This is a genomic window from Glutamicibacter halophytocola (assembly GCF_001302565.1).
In the GTDB taxonomy this organism is placed as follows: Bacteria; Actinomycetota; Actinomycetes; order Actinomycetales; family Micrococcaceae; genus Glutamicibacter; species Glutamicibacter halophytocola.
Genome location: NZ_CP012750.1, coordinates 3676332 through 3693416 on the forward strand (window position 1 = coordinate 3676332; position 17085 = coordinate 3693416).

Below are 17085 nucleotides of genomic sequence, written 5' to 3' on the forward strand. Positions count from 1 at the left end.
TCGCGCGTGAGATCAACGACACTTAGCCTCGCTATGTATCGCTTCTTCCCCCTCCATGCACTATTTCAGCCCGCTACACGCTCTGCAGGTTCTGGGCGCTCTCCTCACCTGCAAGCTCCCGCAAAACTGTCCTGGCCGCACTGATCCCGCTTTCAATGGCCCCGTCGATGAATCCGCCCCACCCGTTGGCATAGTCCGACCCTGCAAGATGAATGCGGCCTTCCGGCTTCTGCAACTCAGCCAATGATCCAGACAGGTATCCAGCCTTGTGCATTGGCCAGGTGGATCGCGAATATTCATCGTCAACCCAGTTATGCCCCGCAATCGCCACGACTTCCAGCCCCGGAACCAGCTGATCCAGATGCATTTGCGCCGCTTGCTTGTCATGAACATCCACCGCACCAGCGTCGGGGCCAAAGCAAACGAGCGTCGTCGTTTGCGCGTCCGTGTACTCGACCTGCGCAAAATTCAGCGGAGCATTTTCCGGCCCCATGACGACAAAGCGCTCGTGCACGCCCTTAACGCGAATCCACAGCTTGGCACCCATGCCAACCTGGCCACGTTCCGCTGCAGCGCGCTTGGCAGTTGACAGCTCAGGTTGAAACTCAATATGGGCAAGGACGTTGAGCGGGACGGTCACGATCAAATTTTTGGCCGAATACTTCGACCCGTCATCCGTGGTGACCACTACGAGATCATCATCTTGCCGAACAGCGCGGACTTGTTGGCCCAGATGAACCTCGGCCGTTGAATCCTCAAGAATTGCTTGGGCAAGTCGCCGCGTTCCGCCCTCGATCTTGAAACTTGCGCAGGCCTCAAACATCAGCTGCCACGAGCCACTGGCAACAGCGGCCCATCGAAGGGCTTGGCTATATGCCGCTTCATCAAGCTTGCCGTTAAAATTCAAGGCCCAGAATGATCGAAGCAACTGGCGTTGCGCCTCAGGGAGATCCATCGCCTCAATGGCCTGAGACAAGTTGGTTGAATCAATTATCGAGACCTCGGGATTCGCCAACGGCGACCACGGCAATGGAAAATAGCGCCGGGCTTCTGCAAGCAGCTGTTGATTCGGCGCGTCAAGAAGGTCCATTAGCTCATCAGCGGTACCTTCATGCCTTTGGCCTTGTGCATGCCAATAGGCTTTGGTGAATTCCGCCCCTGGAACCGGTTCGATGCCATAGCGGCCCATTTCAGCCCACACATATGGCTGAGTCCAATGCACCCACGTGCCTCCGAGTTCAAGGTCCCGGCCCAAGTGTTGTTCCAGGTGCGTACGCCCAGCGATTCGGTCTCGCCCTTCAAGCACGGTTACCGAGTGTCCACGACGCGAAAGTTCCCTCGACGCGACTAGCCCAGCAAACCCTGCACCTATGACTATGACGTCTGAATGGTTGCTCATGCTCATGCCCCTTAGCTGTAGACGAAAAATTCAACCGTTGGCTCCAAAATGCTCCAACGAGTTTGAGCGCCAAGTGAGAGCGACGCCATGGAACCAGCAGTCAGGTCGTGCTCTTCGCCGCCATCGATCTGAATTCGGATATGGCCGGAGACGATGTAGATGGTTTCGTCTTGGTCGATTCTCAGATCGAAGGGCTCGGGAGCCTGGCTTGGGGCGACTTGCCAAATGCCTGCTGCAAGTTTTGCGTTCCCGTTGTCTCCTGGCCGGCGCAGCCACTGCACGGTTCCCAGTTCAAAGGGTTCGAACGCTTCCGGATCATGCTGGGCATAAAAAATTTGACTCATGATTTTGCTCCTCAATTTGTGATTATTCGGTGGTCGAGATGGAAAAGTTTTATAGGGGTTCGCGCATCAGCGGCTTTGAATCCTGAAAGCGGCGGCGGATCACAAACAGCACTACAGACAGGAGGAGAATCCCGATGCCGATGGACAGTTCCACTGGCCCGCCATAACCCGACAAGTTTGATGAGGCCGCTCCAATAACCAGAACTGCTGCGCCGTATATCGTAAGGACAATCGCCAGCGGCAGCGCCCAGGCTCCGAGCCGAAAGCTCCTAGGTGCGTTCGGGCGGTCCTTTCGCAAAAGGATGAATCCGGAGACTGCAAGGAGTATCGCCAATAGGTACCCAACATTTGCTGCGACCAGAATTGAAATCGGGTTGGATACAAAGATCACCAGCAGAATGTTCATGACAACGGCGGCGATGATTGCTCGTGCCGGAACTTGGTGCCGGTTGAGTTTTTCCAGTTGGCGTGGAACTAGCGCATCGACAGCAGCGCCATATAACGCCCGGGACCCGTCGGCCATGCTCGCGTTGACACCCATCAGCAGGGCGCCGATCGTGATCAGCAAGGCAACATCTCCAGCAAAGCCGGCCGGAAGGACTGCGGTAAAACCGTTGACGAAAACGCTGGCTGGATCGTTGGCAGCATCAGCCCGTGAGATGAGTCCCCCGACGCCGATAGGCACTAGCGCAAACATCATGAAGGTGTAGGCGCCCGTGGTGGATAGTGCCCGGCGAGCATCCTTTTCGCTTCGGTACTCAGGGGTAAACGCGGCGCACATTTCTGTTCCATAGGCAGTCCAGCCCACCAGGTAGAGCCACACGGCAGCGTCCTGCCACCCGCCCCAGTGATCCGCGCCGGGCTGCCCGAGCCCCCACGTAAGATTGCCAGGTTCCCATTGCCCGCTGATCAGTGGTGCTGCGACGAAGACCAGCAGCGGAATCAGCAGGAGCGCGCCGAGCACCTTGCTCACCCATGCTGCCGGCTGGGCACCCAAGAGGTTCGGAACCATCATCAACAAGATCAGGACAATACCGATAATCTGAGCCATGCCAATTCCGATGGCGCCGAGATGGAGTTCCCACGTGGCATCGGGGAACCAGCGTGCCTGGATCATGGCACCGGCGGTCAAGCTCACGATGGAAATGACTGCCGACCAGCCAAACCAATATCCGAATGTTGCCAATGCGCCGGCCGGGGCAAAACGGTGCTTCCACGCCTCGTAGGCGTAGACCGGAACACCGCCTGGCTTGTCCGGGAACATTGACGCCATCTCGGCGAAAAGATGGTTTTGCACCCAGCCGATGCCCGCGGCCAGAGCCCAAATAAACATGGCCGACAGCGCCCCGACAGCAGCCATAGTCGCGCCAAAAGAAACAAAGAGTCCGCCGGATACTGCCATGGCGAGCGCAAAGGCATCCTGCCACCGCAAGGTGCGGTGCAAAGAAGGCGTTTTCGCCGGAGCTTGGAACGAATCAACCATGATTCGGCCTTTCATGAGACGAGTTGGCTGGGAACGCCAGCGAACGGGCCCCCAGAAAGAATGTGTTCCGCAACACGCTTAAAACTATGCACTTGCATAGTTTTGAAAGTCAAGGAATTTCTTTCGACTACACTCGGCTGTGTGGCGAAAGTTCGAATGAGTAAATACGGCGAAGGCCGAGAAGCGCTCCTGGCCGCTACGGTCGGAGTGGTCGCTGAACGCGGATTACACGGCTTGACATTGCGTGCGGTGGCCGACGCGGCTGGCGTCAACAACACCCTGATCACCCATCATTTCGGCACCAAGGACGCTTTGCTCGGCGAAGCTGTTGCATGGGCAACCAGCAGGGCTATTCGCCTGAGCGACTTGTCGGCCCAAGAAACAATGGATGCCGATTTCGCACGCACTCTGGTTGAACTGGTTTCGAACGAACCACAGCTCCAGCTGTTTCAGTACGAGATCATCCTCGAATCACGCCGCCGCCCTGAACTGCGCAAAGCCGTCACCGAACTCTACGACGGATATATCGCAGCACTAGAAAAGGCCCTCGCCCGGCATGGCCATGCAAACACCCATGCGCTGGCTCGCGCCATCTTTGCAGCATTGGATGGCTTGGTCCTGCAGCAGCTCACGGTTTCGGAAGCACCTGCAATTCAGGAATCGATTGAGCGAATTGGCGCATTGCTCGAATCAAGCTTGCCGGAAACCAAGAAGTAGCCGAAGGCGGTTTTATAACCCCGCTTCGCCCTGGCCAAGCGCCCTGGCTAAGGGCCAAGCACAATTACGATCGCGCAAACGCCCAGCGCCAGCACCGTGCCGGTGGTCAACAGCACTGCGAGAACATCAGCGCTGACGCGCTCCGCCCGCACTCCCCGAGACATCTTGCGGTACCGCGCACGTTGCGAGGCGAAAATGCCAAGAGCCAGGAGCATTGACAGCGCAACCAGGTAAATCACGCCTGCGCCATAATGCGGCATCCAGCGCAGGAAGACCACGCTGGCAATCAGAAAAGAGACCATCGTCCGGTTCCATGCGATCACCGTGCGCTCCGGCTGCAGCCCGGGGTCGGTGATTTCGATGGGCTTTGCCATCACGAGCCCGCAGACCAGAAGATCATGGCGATCGCGGCCAGCGAGGCCACGACAGCACCGAAAGCCAGCAGCGGGACGATGGCCGGAATCGGCAGCGGTCGGCCGGCGCGCATGCTGCGTTCGACCCTGATCCAGCGCACGGCGGCTCCAGCCGCGATCAGGATGCCCACCCCGATCACCAGCACCGCCAGCCAGGTGCGCAGCGGCGAAGGGAACGCATCTGCCGCGAAGGCCTCCAACGCGGTGCCGCCAGCGAGGAACGCCAAAGAGGTGCGAATCCAGGCCAGGAAGGTGCGCTCGTTGGCAAGGGTGAAGCGCGGGTCAGGCTCGTTGCCCCCAGGCAATAGCCAGCGTGATAGCCGGCTGCGTTCTTGCTCGGACATGATCCTCCCTGATTGCTTGGACAGTATGAGCATACCTAACCAATTATTGGAAAAACCTATTTAGTTGGTAGATAAAAACAGTTTTACGAATGTGATTCAGCACATAAGACTGGAATGCAGAACCAGACCCAGAGAAAGGGCGCATTCCATGGCCTCCACCAACCTCAATCCCCGCGTTGTTACGCTGGGCACCGCCGGCGGACCACGATGGTGGACCGGCGACAACGCGGGCAAGCGCGCTGGAATCTCCACCGCCGTAGTCGTGGGAGACAGCGTCTACCTGGTGGATGCCGGAACCGGTGTCGGCAACCAGCTGATGAAAGCCGGCTTCACCCCCGCGAACCTGCGCGGCATCTTCCTCACCCACCTGCATTCGGATCACACCATCGATCTGGCTTCGTTGGCCATCTTCGGGATGTTCACCCTGCCAGCGGGCAAGGCGCCGATTTCCATCATCGGCCCCGGCGACCGCGGCGCCCTGCCGCCGGCCTCGCCGCGCGCCGTGGCCGCCCCGCAACCGCTCTACCCGCAGAACCCGACACCCGGCACGGCCTCGATGTTCGAGCACCTGATGCAGGCCTACGCCACGGATTTGAACGACCGCGTGATCGACGCGCTGCGCCCGTCCCCGCTGGACCACTTCGCCGCCTCCGACATCCAGATCCCGGCAGGCACTGGCTACCACTCCAACGAGAACCCGACGCCGCAGGGCTTTGCGCCATTCGAGATCTACCGCGACGAGCTGGTCACGGTCACCGCGACACTGGTCAAGCACCCTCCGATCGCACCGGCCTTCGCCTTCCGCTTCGACACCGCGCAAGGATCGGTCACCATTTCCGGGGACACGGCTCCGTGCCAGAATCTCATCGCGCTCGCAAAAGGCACCGACCTGCTGCTGCACGAGGCCATCGATTTCGACTGGGTGCAACGCGCCTACGGCTCGGTTGGCACCGTAGAAGCCCAGGCCTCGATGGACCACCACCGCGCCTCCCATACCTCGCCCGAACAGGCGATCGAGATCGCGCACCAGGCCGGGGCGCGCACCCTTGCCCTGCACCACCTGGTCCCCGGAACGACACCGCTGTCGGTCTGGGAAGCCCACGCCGGGAAGTTCTCCGGCCAGTACCTGGTGCCCAACGACCTGGACACGATATCCTTTTCCCGCGTCAACTCCGAAATGGCGGCAGCACGATGAGCAACACCCTGAATAACGGCAGCAGCGTGGAGGCACAGGTGAAAGTCCCCTCGCTGAATTCCCCGCAGATGCGCCGGATCCTGGCTTCCAGCTTCATCGGCAGCGCAATCGAATTCTACGATTTCATCCTCTACGCCACCGCGGCCTCGCTGGTCTTCAACAAGGTCTTCTTCGTGGGCCTGACCCCGGGCGTGGCGATCTTCGCTTCCTTCGCCACCCTGGCCGTGGGCTACCTGGCCCGCCCGCTGGGCGGCATCGTGTTCGGCCACTTCGGCGACAGGATCGGCCGCAAGGGCGTGCTGATCACCTCGATGGCGACGATGGGCGGGGCCTCGACGCTGATCGGCTTGCTGCCTGAAACCGCGCAGATCGGCATGCTGGCCCCGATCGCGCTGATCACCCTGCGCATCGTCCAGGGCCTGGCCGTGGGCGGCGAATGGGGCGGGGCCATGTTGATGGCCCTGGAGCACGCACCGAAGGAACGCCGCGGTTTCGCCGCGAGCTTCGCTAACATGGGCGGCCCGGCCGGCGCCGTGCTGGCCACCCTGGCAGTCTCGGCGGTCTCCACCATGCCCAATGAGCAGTTCCTGGCCTGGGGCTGGCGCATTCCGTTCCTGATCAGCATCGTGCTGGTGGGCATCGGCCTGGTCATCCGCCTGAAGGTCACCGAGTCACCGCTGTTCCTGGCCCTGGAAAACAAGGCAGAAGAACGCAAGACCCCATTCATGGAGGTCATCACCAAGTACCCGAACTCCGTCATCCGCGGAACCCTGGTGGGCATGAGCTCCTACACCGTGCAGGGCCTGATGACCGTCTGGGCCATCTCCTACGTGGTCGAGGAAGTCGGCATGGACCGCACCGCGGTGCTGAACATCAAGGCCATCGGCGCCGCGCTGACCGTGGTGGGCATCTGGGTTTCCTCGCGCTACTCCGACAGGCTGGGCCGCCGCCCGGTCATGATGGTAGGCATCCTTGCCGGCGCCGTGGCCGCGCTGCCGATCATGTGGATGCTGGAACTGGGCCAGCTGTGGCTGTTCGCCATCGCCCTGTTCGTGGCCAATGGCATCGTCCAGGCGTTCATCTTCGGGCCATTCGGCGCGTTCACCGCGGAGCTGTTCCCCACCCGCATCCGCTACACCGGCGCTTCGCTGGTCTACCAGCTCTCCTCCACCGTGGGCGCCGGGTTCACCCCGATGGCCGTGGCCGGCCTGGTGCTGCTGGGCGGCGGATCGCTCTGGATCGCCGGTGGCGTCTGGGCTGCTGCCTTCCTCGTGGCGGCGCTGGCCATGAAAGGCGTGAAGGAAGGCCGCGATGCGGATCTCGAGGCCGAGGAAATGAGCCGCTAGGCCCGCACCGCCCAGGCAGGAAGGCCGGTTGGAATCTACAGGTTCCGGCCGGCCTTCCGCTCCTTCTCGGCTCCGGCTTCCTCGCAGAAATCAAGGAAGGCGCGCAGCCGCAGGCTCGGGCGGTCCGAGGCGGTGTAGGCCACGCAGACATCGCTCATCCCCACATCGCCTTCGATCTCCAGCACCGACAGCGGCAGCCCGTCGTAGCTCAGGTTGACCGGCGGACGCTGCACCAGAACCGTATAGCCCAAGCCGCGGGCCACCATCCCGCGCACAGCCTCGAAGCTCTGCGAGCTCCACCGCACCTTGGGATCCAGGCCCGACATGCGCAGATTCACCAGCTGGTTATCGCGCACCGTGGGAATGTCCAGGGAGACAAAATCGTCATCGGCCAGCTCGCTCAAGGACACGCTGGACCGATCCGCCAGCCGGTGCCCACCTCCCACCAGCACATATGGCCTGCCGGACATCACCGTGCGCGAGGCGACCCGGGGCAGCAGGTGGCGGGTGTGGGTGAGCACCGCGTCGAGGTGGCCCTTGAGCATCCGCTCTTGCAGCTCGGCCCCGTCGCCTTCGAGCAAGGTCACCTGCAGGTCCGGATGCACCATGGTGAAGCGTTCGCAGATCACCGGGATCCAGAAGGCGGCCAGCGAGGAATAGCAGCCGATCACCAGCGGGCCGGAGAGCTTGGACTGGCGCTCGACTATCTGGTCCTGCACTTCTTCGGCATGGCGCACCAGGGCGCGCGAATCGAGCAAAAAATCGGTGCCGACGGCGGTGAGCACCACGCCTCGGGCACGGCGGCGCACCAGCAGCTGCGAGCCGACGGCCCGTTCCAGCTCATCCATCGACTGCGACATGGCAGCCTGGGAAATATGGCACTGCTTCGCAGCGGCAGAAATGGAGCCGAGTTCCGCGACGGCGACGAAGTACTGCAGCTGGCGCAGGGTGTAGTTGATCACCACCACAGTCTAGCCAGCTGCCTGCACGTTCGGTGGCGGCTACTTCGAGGCGCCGATGGCCCACACGCGCGGCAGCTCGGTGCCGTTGACCGCCAGGTCCCCGATCAGCCGGGCCTTGAACACCCACGGGTTGTGGTTGCCCGCGGTGCGCGCATTGCGCCAATGCCGGTCCAGGTTCTTCGACACGCTGGTGGCCGACGCCGCCAACGCATCAAAGGCGTGGGTGATGGCGTTGAGCACCAGCGGAGTGAGCACCACCTGCGCCTGCGCGCTGGCCAGTTCGGCAGCATCATTGGCCGCTTCATCTTCTTCCACCGTGATCTGCCCAGCCTGCAAGGCCAGCGCGGTTTCATAGGCGCGCTGGAGGGCCTGCGACACGCGCTCAACGGTTCCGGCCGCGGCAAAAGCCGCCGCCGACACCTCGCCGATCACCTGCAGCAGCTGCGGATCCTCGGCCGCCACATTGGCGGCCGCATGGCTGAAGGTGCGCTTGCGGGCTTTCAATTCCGCCGCGAAACCGCGCTCCGCGGCCTTGGCCGAACCAGCCAGCACCGCCAGCAGCACCTGCTGGTAGAAGGCGGTCTGGTACTTGAAACGGGTGTCGAAGTCGATCAGGTCTTCTTCGGCCACCAGCGCATCGGTGAATGTCGAGGTCCCGGTGCCGGTGGTGCGCTGCCCGAAGCCATCCCAGTCATCGGCCAGTTCCACGCCGGGCTGGTGGCGGCTGACCGCGGCGATGACCCGCTTGCCGGTATCGGTGCGCTGCGCATAGGTGTCCAGCCAGTCAGCGAAAATCGAGCCGGTGGAATAGTACTTGGTGCCGTTGATCCGGAACCCGCCGTCGCCATCGGGAGTGACCTTGGTGATCACCTCGCCCACCTTCACCGCCCCGACCTCGGTCCACGAGTTGCCGACCAGCTCTCCGTCCGCGAAGCGCGCCAGCCACTTGTCCCGGCCGGGCCCCGGGGCGGCAATCAGCCGGTCTTCGACGAAGGCGAAGTGGGCGCGCAGCGCCTGGGCGATATTGGAATCGGCGGCGGCCAGGTCGACAAGGAGCTCAAAGAGCTCCGGCAGTGTGGCTCCGGCGCCGCCGTGGGATTCCGGGACGCGCACCGCGCCAAAACCGGCGGCGGCCAGGTCGGCGACCTGCTGGTAGGGCAGTTCCCCGCTGCGGTCCCGTTCGGCGGCGCCGGCCGCGATCTGCTCGAAAAGCGGGGCAAAACGGGCCTTGAGCCGGCCCAGGCGGTTTCCGGTGGCAAGTACAGTCATCTCAGGTTCCTCTGTGTAGAAGTTCTTAGGTGTAGAGCGATAGCGGCTGGGATTCTCCGCGCAGGAAGTACGCGCCGACCTCGATCTTCTTGTAGTCCACCGGGTCGTGCAGCGAGTGGGTGCGCACATTGCGCCAGAACAAATCCAGCCCGACCGAGTTCGCCGTGGACGATGATCCGGTGACCTCGAAGATCCGGTTGGCCACCTCGACGCCGACCTCGGTGGAGACCACCTTCGCTTCGGCGATGTCCACGGCCAGCGCCGCGCGTTCGGAGACAGTGACCTGCGCGCCCTTGGAGAGCAGGACATCAAATTTGCGCCCGAGCTTTTCGGCGAGCGCCGCCACCGCGGCGGTGCGAGCCTTGAGCTCGCCCACGGTGCGCTGGAAGATCGGATCCTGCGAGTAGGTCTGCGCCTGCGAGAACAACCAGGCGTTTTTGCGTCCCAGCAGGATCTGCTTGCCGCGAGCCAGCGCGCCTTCGGCAATGCCCAGGTAGAAGTTGGCAAAAGCCAGCTGGATGCCCGGGGTGAGCAGGGTCGATACTGGTTCTTCGGTCACCTCGCCGAGCAGGTCCTGTGCTTCGATGCGCACGTTGTGGTACTTCAGCGAGTTCGAGGCGCTGAGCCGCTGGCCCAGGTAGTCCCAGTCATCCACGATTTCCAGGCCTTCGCGGTCGCGCGGGATGACAAAGGCCAGCACCTGGCCGGCTCGTTCGCCCTCGGTGACCTCGGCGTTGATGACAATGACTTCGCCTACCCCGGAGCCGGTGGAGAAGCGCTTGGCGCCATTGAGCCGGAACCCATCGCCCTCCGGCACGAGGCTCAGGGTTGGATCCACCGGGTTGACCGAGTCGCCCCAGAGCCATCCACCCTCGACGGTGCGCCGCCACCACTGGCCTTGAGTTTCCGGGGCGCCATAGAAGGCGATGCCCGACTGGTTCACATAGTGGTAGGCCAGCAGCTGCGAGATGGAGCCGTCGGCGGCAGCCAGGATGCGAACCACCTCAAAGGCGGTTTCCCAGTGCGCCCCTGCTCCCCCGAACTCGGCGGGAACCAGCAGGTTCAGCAAGCCTGCTTCGCGCAGCAACTGCACTTCGGCAAAGGGCTGGGCATTCTTCCGGTCCCGCTCCAGCGCGTCAGCGGCCAGCTGGCCGGCGGCCTGCTGGGCGATCTCGCGCCAGCGGGCCAGCTCTGCCTCGTCGGCAGTGCCGGTGTAGGGCACGCGCGGCACCTGGGTGCTCAGTACACTCATCTTCGTTCTCCTTGTGGGTTATGGATTCGGAAGGACGCAGAGAATCTCTGCGGATCCATCGAACTTGGCTAGCACTTCGGGCAGGTCTCTGGGCCGCCGGGGTGGCGTGTGCTACCAGTGAAACATCGCCGGGCGACGCTTGGCAGGCAGGGTGTCATCTGCCTCAATATCGTCATGAATCGACATCTTCAGCGCCCTGCGCACGGGCGGTAGCACCGTCATATTTCCCGATATGTCATCTGGCGCCCAGGACCGCGTCCGGTGTTTGGCTCGCCTTGGAGTCCTGCGCAGAGGCCTTGCCCGCGTAGGCGCCGCGATAGGCAGCGGCGGGGTGGTGGCCGGCCACGCGGGTGCTGCCCGGACCCGCCAGATATTCGCGCAGCGTGCTGCCCTCGTAGCCGGCCCACGTCCGTCCGCGCTTGCGCAGCTCGGGTACCACCAGGTCGGTGAACTGCTCGAAGGAGCCGGGGGTGATGGCGTAGGCCAGGTTGATCCCGTCCAATCCGGACTCGTCCACCCAGCGCTCGATTTCGTCGGCCACGGTTTGGGCCGAGCCCACCAGCACCGGCCCGATGCCGCCTACGCCCAGGTAGTCGGCAATTGTATTGGGGGTCCACTTCTGCTGCGGATTGGCGGTGGTGAAAATCGAGACCGCCGAACGGGCCGCGTTGGTTTCCAGGTACTGCAGTTCCTCATCCGGCGCGTACTGGCTCAGGTCCAGCCCGGACCAGCCGCCGTAGAAGGCCATGGCGCCCTCGCGCGAGGCATAGGACTGGTATTCGCGGTAGAGCTTCTCGGCTTGGGCATCCGAGTCGGCCACCACAGTAGTCATCAGCGCGTAGATCTTGGCCGCATCCCGGGGCCTGCCGACCAGTTCGAACTCGTCGCGGATCGCATCGGTCTGGCGGCGGGTGACCGCGGTGTTGATCGAATTCAGGAAGATGCCTTCGGCATGCTGGGCGCCAAAGCGCCGGCCGCGGGAGGAAGCACCGGCCTGGAAGATCGCCGGGGTGCGCTGGATGGAAGGCTCGGAGAGGTGAATGCCGGGCACGTTGAAGTACTCGCCGTGATGGTTGATCGGGTGCACCTTGGATGGATCGGTGTACACGCCGCGTTCGCGGTCCTTGATGACCGCGCCTTCCTCCCAGGATCCTTCCCAGAGCTTGTAGACCACGTCCATGAACTCATCGGCGATGTCATAGCGCGCGTCATGATCCAGCTGGCGGGTCATCCCCAGATTGCGGGCCGCCGATTCCAGGTAGCTGGTCACCACATTCCAGCCGATGCGCCCGCGGGTGAGGTGGTCCAGCGAGGAGAACTTCCGGGCCAGCGCATAGGGCTGCTCGTAGGTCAGCGCGCTGGTCACCGCAAAGCCGAGGTTCTTGGTGGCCGCGGCCATGGCGGAAACCTGCATGAAGGGATCGTTGAGCGGAACCTGGTCGGCATCCAGCAGGGCGGGACCGCTGGAGTTCTGGTACACGTCATAGATGCCCAGCACGTCGGCCAGGAACAGCGCGTCGAAACCGCCGCGCTCCAGAGTCTTGGCCAGATCCACCCAGTATTCGAGGGTGTTGTATTCGTCGGCCCGGTTCTGCGGGTGGCGCCACAGCCCGGGGCTTTGGTGGCTGACGCAGGTCATGTCAAAGGCGTTGAGGTGGATGCGCTTGCTCATTGTCTGGTGCTTCCCTTCACTGTGGTGGATTGTGCCTGGCGCTGGGCCGTGCGCAGCAGCGCGAAGATGCCGGTGGCTGGTTGGCCCTTGGACCGTCCGAGCACCACTGCGGCGAGCAGGATCGCCAGCAGAACCAGTCCGCGGGCCAGATCCTGCCAGAAGAAGGACAGCCCGATCAGGTTCAGCCCGTTATCCAGCAGCCCGAAGATCACCACGCCGATCAGCGTTCCGCCGACCGATACCCGCCCATAGCGGCTGATGGTTGCCCCGATGAAAACCGCACCGATGGCATCCATCAAATAGGCCTGCCCGCTGCCCGGAACATAGCCGTTGGAACGCGCGGCCAGCACCACCCCGGCGAATCCGGCGATCACCGCGCACAACAGATAGGCGCTAGTGATCAGCGCATTGATCCGCAGGCCCGAGATCTTCGCCGCGTTGGGCTGTTCGCCGGCCATGGTCAGCTTGCGCCCGTAGCGGGTGATTCCCAGCAGCAAGGCCACCGCCACGGCAATGGATGCCGCGTTGATCACCGCGGCATCGACATCCAGGAAGTAGCCCCGCCCGATCACCGCAAACCCGTCCGGCACCAGCGGCGCCGAGAGGTAGATCGGCGCGCCGCCGCTGGTGAGCAGCTGCTGCACGCTGGTGCCGACAAACCACACGCTCAGCGTGGCCAGGAAGGCAGGGATCCGCAGGACCACGATCAGCAGCGCGTTGACCAGCCCGACCGCCAGGGCGAAGAGCAGCCCTCCGGCCACGGCCACCCAGGCACGATAGCCGTCGTGGATCAGCCAGGCACTGGCCAGGGCGCCCAAGTCCAGGGCCACGCCGATGGACAGGTCAATGCCGCCGGCCCGCACCACCAGGGTCAGCCCGATGGCGACCAGCGCCAGCAGTGCCACCTGCCCAAGGATTCCCACGAGGTTTCCCGCGCTGAAGAACACCGGGCTGAGCACCGAGAACACGATCAGGATCAAAGCCAAAGTTCCAGGTGCCACCAGCCGCGATGCCTGGAAGGCGCCGCGCTTCTTGGCGCTTGAGGCGGTTGGAGATCCAGGAGCTGGCGCCGGTGGCGCGGCCAGTATTTGTGCGGGATTCATCGGTTCTTCCTTCCGCGCAGGGTCACGCTGGCCAGAACCAGCAGGATCAGCAGGCCCTTGGCCGCGCCTACCCACTGGCTTGCGACACCCAGCAGGGTCAGTCCGTTGTCCAGGGCGGCGACAAACACCGCGGCCAGCACGGTGCCAACGACGCTGACCAGCCGCCGTCGGGAAAAGATCATGGACATGTAGGCCACCAGAATGATGTCCAGCAGGATCTGCGTTCCAATGCCCGGGACGGCGGCCGAAAGCCTGGCGACCAGCAGCGTGCCGGCCAGGCCAGCCAGCGCCGAGCTGAGCACGTAGCTGGCCAGCCGGTAGCGGCGCGGGTCCAATCCGGCCACCTGGGCGGCCGTCGGATTCTGGCCCGCGGCGTAGGAGTTCACGCCCCAGCTGGTCTTGCCATAAACCCACCAGCCTAGTGCCCCGATGATGATCATGAGCCAAGCGGCCAGCGGGATCCCGAGGAAGACGCTGGCCCGGGCAGCCTCGAAAAAGCTGCCGGACACGGCGATCTTCAGGTTCTGGCTGAAGACCAGCTCCAGCGAAGCGGCCACGCCCATGGTGGCCAGGGTGGCCAGCAGCGGGCGCAATCCCAAGGTGACCGACAGGCCGTTGACGATGCCGATCGCGGTGGCCACCAGCACCCCGTAGAGCACCGACACCGGGCCGGGGGCTCCGGCGGCCGCGGCCAGCGCGGTCACGGTGCCGGAGAGTCCTGCCACCGCACCGGTGGACAGGTCGATGCCGCCGTTGAGCACGTCGTCGCCGCCAGCGATAATCACGATCGCGAGCCCCACCCCGGCGATGCCGAAGACCGAGGCCTGGGTGAGAATTGTCGCGATATTCGAGGCCGCCAGGAAAAACGGGGAGCCGAAAGCGAAAAGCAGCAGCACCGCTCCAATGCCGGCGTAGCCGATCCAGGCGGCCAGCCCGGGCTTCCTTCCTTGCGCGCTGCGCGCCGGCGCCTCGTTGGCGGGAGCAATGGCGGCGCTCATGCGTTCACCTCTTCTCGTGGTGTTCCGGTTCCTTGGCCGCTGGAGGCCAACTGCAAGATTCGTTCTGTGGTCACTTCGGCGGAGGGCAGCTCGGCGATGATCCGGCCGCGGTAAAGCACCAGCACCCGGTCGGCCAGGCCAACCACTTCTTCCAGGTCCACGCTGACCATCAGCGCGGCGGCTCCGTCCTGCACCAGCTGGGAAATCTGCGCGTAGATCTGCGCGCGGCTTCCCACATCCACGCCCGAGGTGGGCTGGTCCAGGACCAGCACATCGGACCCCTTGGCCAGCCAGCGGGCCAAGACGGTCTTCTGCTGGTTGCCGCCGGAGAGGCCCGAAGCCACGGCTTCGGGATCAGCCGGGCGGATATCCAGGCGCTGCACCAGCTCCTCCGCGGCATCCCGCTCCTTGCGCGCATTGAGCAGCCCAAGCCGGCGGCCGAGCTTCCGCAGGCTGGCGGCGGCAACATTCTCGCGCACGGTGTTGCGCAGGAAGATGCCATCGCGGTGCCGGTTCGATGGGACGTAGGCGCCGGCCCGGGCGACAAAGTCCGCGGCCGAAGCCACCGGGCGGCCGTGCAGCAAGGCGGTGCCCGCATGCGGATGATTGCCGGTGACCGCGTCGGCGAGCACCTCGATGCCTGATCCCACCAATCCGGTGACGGCCACGATTTCCCCGGGAGCCACCGTGAGATCGATGCCCTCCAGCTTGCCAGCCACCGACAGGCCCGAGAGCTGGAGGGCCGGCTCGCCCTGGCGGGCGGGGGCCTCGCGCTGCTGGTGCGAGAATTCGTTGACCTGGCTGCCCAGCATCAAGCCGATGACATCTGAAATGCTGTCGCCGTGCGCAAAGCTGGCATCCCCGGCATTCCTGCCGTTGCGCAGTACCGTGATCCGGTCGGTGACCTGCTGCAGTTCCTGGAGATAGTGGGAGATGAAAATAATCCCCACCCCGCGATCACGCAGGTGCCCGATGGTGCCGAAGAGCTGCTCGACCTCGTCATTGGCCAAGGGCGCGGTCGGCTCATCAAGAATCAGCACCTTGGGTTCGGCCAGCACGGCGCGGGCAATCTGGATCAGCTGCTGCTGGGCAACGCTCAGCTCGTCGACAAAGGCCGCGGTGTCCAGCTCCTGGCCGGTGGTCCGCAGGATATCGGCCCGGGCCGCCTCTTGCACGGTGCGCTCGTGGCGCCATAAACCGCGGTTTCTGGATGTGCCAAGATACAGCTGTTCGGCAACGGTCAGGCGCCCGGCCAGGTGGCGGTCCTGGTGGATCACCTCAATGCCCAGCGCTTCGGCATCGGCCGGGCGCCGTATCTGCACCGCCTGTCCAGCAAGCTCGATCTGCCCCGAATCCAGGGTGTACAACCCGGTGAGGATCTTGATCAGGGTTGATTTTCCGGCACCGTTTTCACCTACCAGGCCGAGCACTTCCCCGGCCCGCAGCTGCAGGTGGACATCGTCCAGCACGGTGACGGCGCCAAAGGATTTGCCGATCCCGGCCATGCTCAGCAGCAGGCTAGATTCCGTTGTCATTGCGCACCTGATTCACGTTGTCCTTGTCCACAAAAATCGGCTCGGCGTAGCTGGTGCTTGGTACCTGGTCGGCTTGCCCGTTGAGGAACAGCGCAATATTCGTGGCCGAGGTGGCAGCAATCTGCTTGGTGGGCTGGGCGACGGTGAACTGGTAGGAGCTCTGCGGATTCGCGATCAAGTCCAGTGCCCCGGGTTCCGCGTCGACTCCATAGAGCTTGATGTCATTATCGGTGGGATCGATAGCCTGCGCGGCGCCGATCAGCGGCATATCCCAGCAGGACCAGATCGCATCCACTTCGCCTTCGGGCAGCCTGCGCAGCTGATCCTGGATCTGGTTCTTGGCATCTTCGATGGTGCCTTCGTACTTGTCCTGCAGTTCCGGGGTGATCTTCTCGATATTCGGGTAGTCTTCGAGCACCAGGTTCAGGCTGTTGTAGCGGATCCGGCAGGGCGTCACGCCCGGGAAGCCGTTGAAGACCAGGATCTTGCCCTTGCCGTGCAGGTCTTCAGCCATGGTGCGAGCCAGTGTGGTGCCGACGTTCCAGTTATCGCTGGTGACGTTGTTCTTCGAGTACTCGCTCTGGAAGTCGATGGTGAACAACGGAATTCCCGCAGCATCCACCTTGGCCAGGGCCGGGGTGAGCGTCTGGGCATCGCCCAAGATCACCACGATGGCATCGGGCGACTGGGTAATGAGATTTTCCACGTCCGAAACGTGCTTCTCGTCCTTGGCTTCGGCCTGGGTGGCAATGACCTCTCCGCCGAGCTCCTTGATGCGTTCTTGGATTTGCTGATACACCACGCGCGAGTAGTCGTGCAGAATGTCCTTGGCCGCGATGCCCACTTTTTTGCCCTCGAGCGAAGGAACATCGTCGAGCTTCTGTTCGGTTTGCGGGTTGCTGCTTGGCGCCACGGCCGGCGCGGCTTCGGGGCGTGGTTCTTTCAGCGAGCAACCGGAGAGCAGCGTGGTTGCTGCGAGTGCGGCAGCCACAAATTTCAGGGTGTTCGGGCGAGTGCGAGTCATGCCGTCCCTCTCTTGGACATATCGAACCG

At 63.5% G+C, this 17085-nt stretch carries 16 protein-coding genes; 3 read left to right on the forward strand and 13 right to left on the reverse strand.

Translation table 11 applies throughout. The features are described from left to right. Positions 1–73: 73 nt before the first annotated feature. The 3 genes from AOZ07_RS16930 to AOZ07_RS16940 are packed head-to-tail and all read right to left on the reverse strand — an operon-like array spanning position 74 to position 3226. Positions 74–1399, reverse strand: coding sequence for a flavin monoamine oxidase family protein (locus AOZ07_RS16930; RefSeq protein WP_060703540.1), 1326 nt, complete (start codon positions 1397–1399; stop codon positions 74–76). Between the two features lie 11 nt (positions 1400–1410). Then, positions 1411–1743 carry a cupin domain-containing protein gene (locus AOZ07_RS16935; protein WP_060703056.1) on the reverse strand — a complete coding sequence of 111 codons (333 nt, stop codon included), beginning with the start codon at positions 1741–1743 and terminating at the stop codon, positions 1411–1413. Between the two features lie 49 nt (positions 1744–1792). Further along, a complete protein-coding gene (locus tag AOZ07_RS16940; protein ID WP_075972529.1) occupies positions 1793–3226 on the reverse strand; it encodes an APC family permease in 1434 nt (477 codons plus the stop codon). A 141-nt stretch (positions 3227–3367) separates the two neighbouring features. On the opposite strand from AOZ07_RS16940, the gene AOZ07_RS16945 reads away from it, so the two are divergent. After that, positions 3368–3943 (forward strand): TetR/AcrR family transcriptional regulator, encoded by a 576-nt coding sequence (locus AOZ07_RS16945; RefSeq protein WP_084793331.1) that lies wholly within the window; start codon positions 3368–3370, stop codon positions 3941–3943. Positions 3944–3990: 47 nt separating this feature from the next. Here AOZ07_RS16945 and AOZ07_RS16950 read toward each other — a convergent pair whose 3' ends face one another. Both AOZ07_RS16950 and AOZ07_RS16955 read right to left on the reverse strand, forming a co-directional pair. Then, complete coding sequence (locus tag AOZ07_RS16950) at positions 3991–4317, reverse strand: DUF202 domain-containing protein (protein ID WP_060703057.1); 327 nt, start codon at positions 4315–4317, stop codon at positions 3991–3993. Then, the gene (locus tag AOZ07_RS16955; RefSeq protein ID WP_171919594.1) at positions 4317–4700 is read right to left on the reverse strand and encodes a YidH family protein; all 384 of its coding nucleotides are present in this window, start codon (positions 4698–4700) and stop codon (positions 4317–4319) included. Before AOZ07_RS16955 ends, AOZ07_RS16950 begins: the two co-directional genes overlap by 1 nt. A 148-nt stretch (positions 4701–4848) precedes the next feature. Between AOZ07_RS16955 and AOZ07_RS16960 the strand changes: the two genes are divergently transcribed. Both AOZ07_RS16960 and AOZ07_RS16965 read left to right on the forward strand, forming a co-directional pair. After that, the gene (locus tag AOZ07_RS16960) at positions 4849–5895 is read left to right on the forward strand and encodes an MBL fold metallo-hydrolase (protein ID WP_060703059.1); all 1047 of its coding nucleotides are present in this window, start codon (positions 4849–4851) and stop codon (positions 5893–5895) included. Further along, positions 5892–7241 (forward strand): MFS transporter, encoded by a 1350-nt coding sequence (locus tag AOZ07_RS16965; RefSeq protein ID WP_060703060.1) that lies wholly within the window; start codon positions 5892–5894, stop codon positions 7239–7241. The genes AOZ07_RS16960 and AOZ07_RS16965 overlap by 4 nt, the downstream gene beginning before the upstream one ends. A gap of 35 nt (positions 7242–7276) precedes the next feature. Here AOZ07_RS16965 and AOZ07_RS16970 read toward each other — a convergent pair whose 3' ends face one another. The 8 genes from AOZ07_RS16970 to AOZ07_RS17005 all read right to left on the reverse strand — a co-directional run bounded on the left by AOZ07_RS16970 (position 7277) and on the right by AOZ07_RS17005 (position 17056). Further along, entirely contained in the window at positions 7277–8203 is a 927-nt protein-coding gene (locus AOZ07_RS16970; protein WP_060703543.1) for a LysR family transcriptional regulator, read from the reverse strand. A 39-nt stretch (positions 8204–8242) separates the two neighbouring features. Next, entirely contained in the window at positions 8243–9472 is a 1230-nt protein-coding gene (locus AOZ07_RS16975) for an acyl-CoA dehydrogenase family protein (protein WP_060703061.1), read from the reverse strand. A 25-nt stretch (positions 9473–9497) separates the two neighbouring features. Next, positions 9498–10724 carry an acyl-CoA dehydrogenase family protein gene (locus AOZ07_RS16980; RefSeq protein WP_207758464.1) on the reverse strand — a complete coding sequence of 409 codons (1227 nt, stop codon included), beginning with the start codon at positions 10722–10724 and terminating at the stop codon, positions 9498–9500. 235 nt (positions 10725–10959) lie between these two features. Continuing rightward, the gene (locus AOZ07_RS16985; RefSeq protein ID WP_060703062.1) at positions 10960–12396 is read right to left on the reverse strand and encodes an LLM class flavin-dependent oxidoreductase; all 1437 of its coding nucleotides are present in this window, start codon (positions 12394–12396) and stop codon (positions 10960–10962) included. After that, positions 12393–13499 (reverse strand): ABC transporter permease, encoded by a 1107-nt coding sequence (locus tag AOZ07_RS16990; RefSeq protein WP_060703063.1) that lies wholly within the window; start codon positions 13497–13499, stop codon positions 12393–12395. Before AOZ07_RS16990 ends, AOZ07_RS16985 begins: the two co-directional genes overlap by 4 nt. Continuing rightward, positions 13496–14497, reverse strand: a complete 1002-nt coding sequence (locus AOZ07_RS16995; protein ID WP_060703064.1) for an ABC transporter permease — start codon at positions 14495–14497, stop codon at positions 13496–13498. Before AOZ07_RS16995 ends, AOZ07_RS16990 begins: the two co-directional genes overlap by 4 nt. After that, on the reverse strand, positions 14494–16032 hold the full coding sequence (locus AOZ07_RS17000; RefSeq protein ID WP_060703065.1) for a sugar ABC transporter ATP-binding protein: 1539 nt from the start codon (positions 16030–16032) through the stop codon (positions 14494–14496). The genes AOZ07_RS16995 and AOZ07_RS17000 overlap by 4 nt, the downstream gene beginning before the upstream one ends. Then, positions 16016–17056, reverse strand: a complete 1041-nt coding sequence (locus AOZ07_RS17005; RefSeq protein WP_060703066.1) for a substrate-binding domain-containing protein — start codon at positions 17054–17056, stop codon at positions 16016–16018. Before AOZ07_RS17005 ends, AOZ07_RS17000 begins: the two co-directional genes overlap by 17 nt. Positions 17057–17085 lie beyond the last annotated feature (29 nt).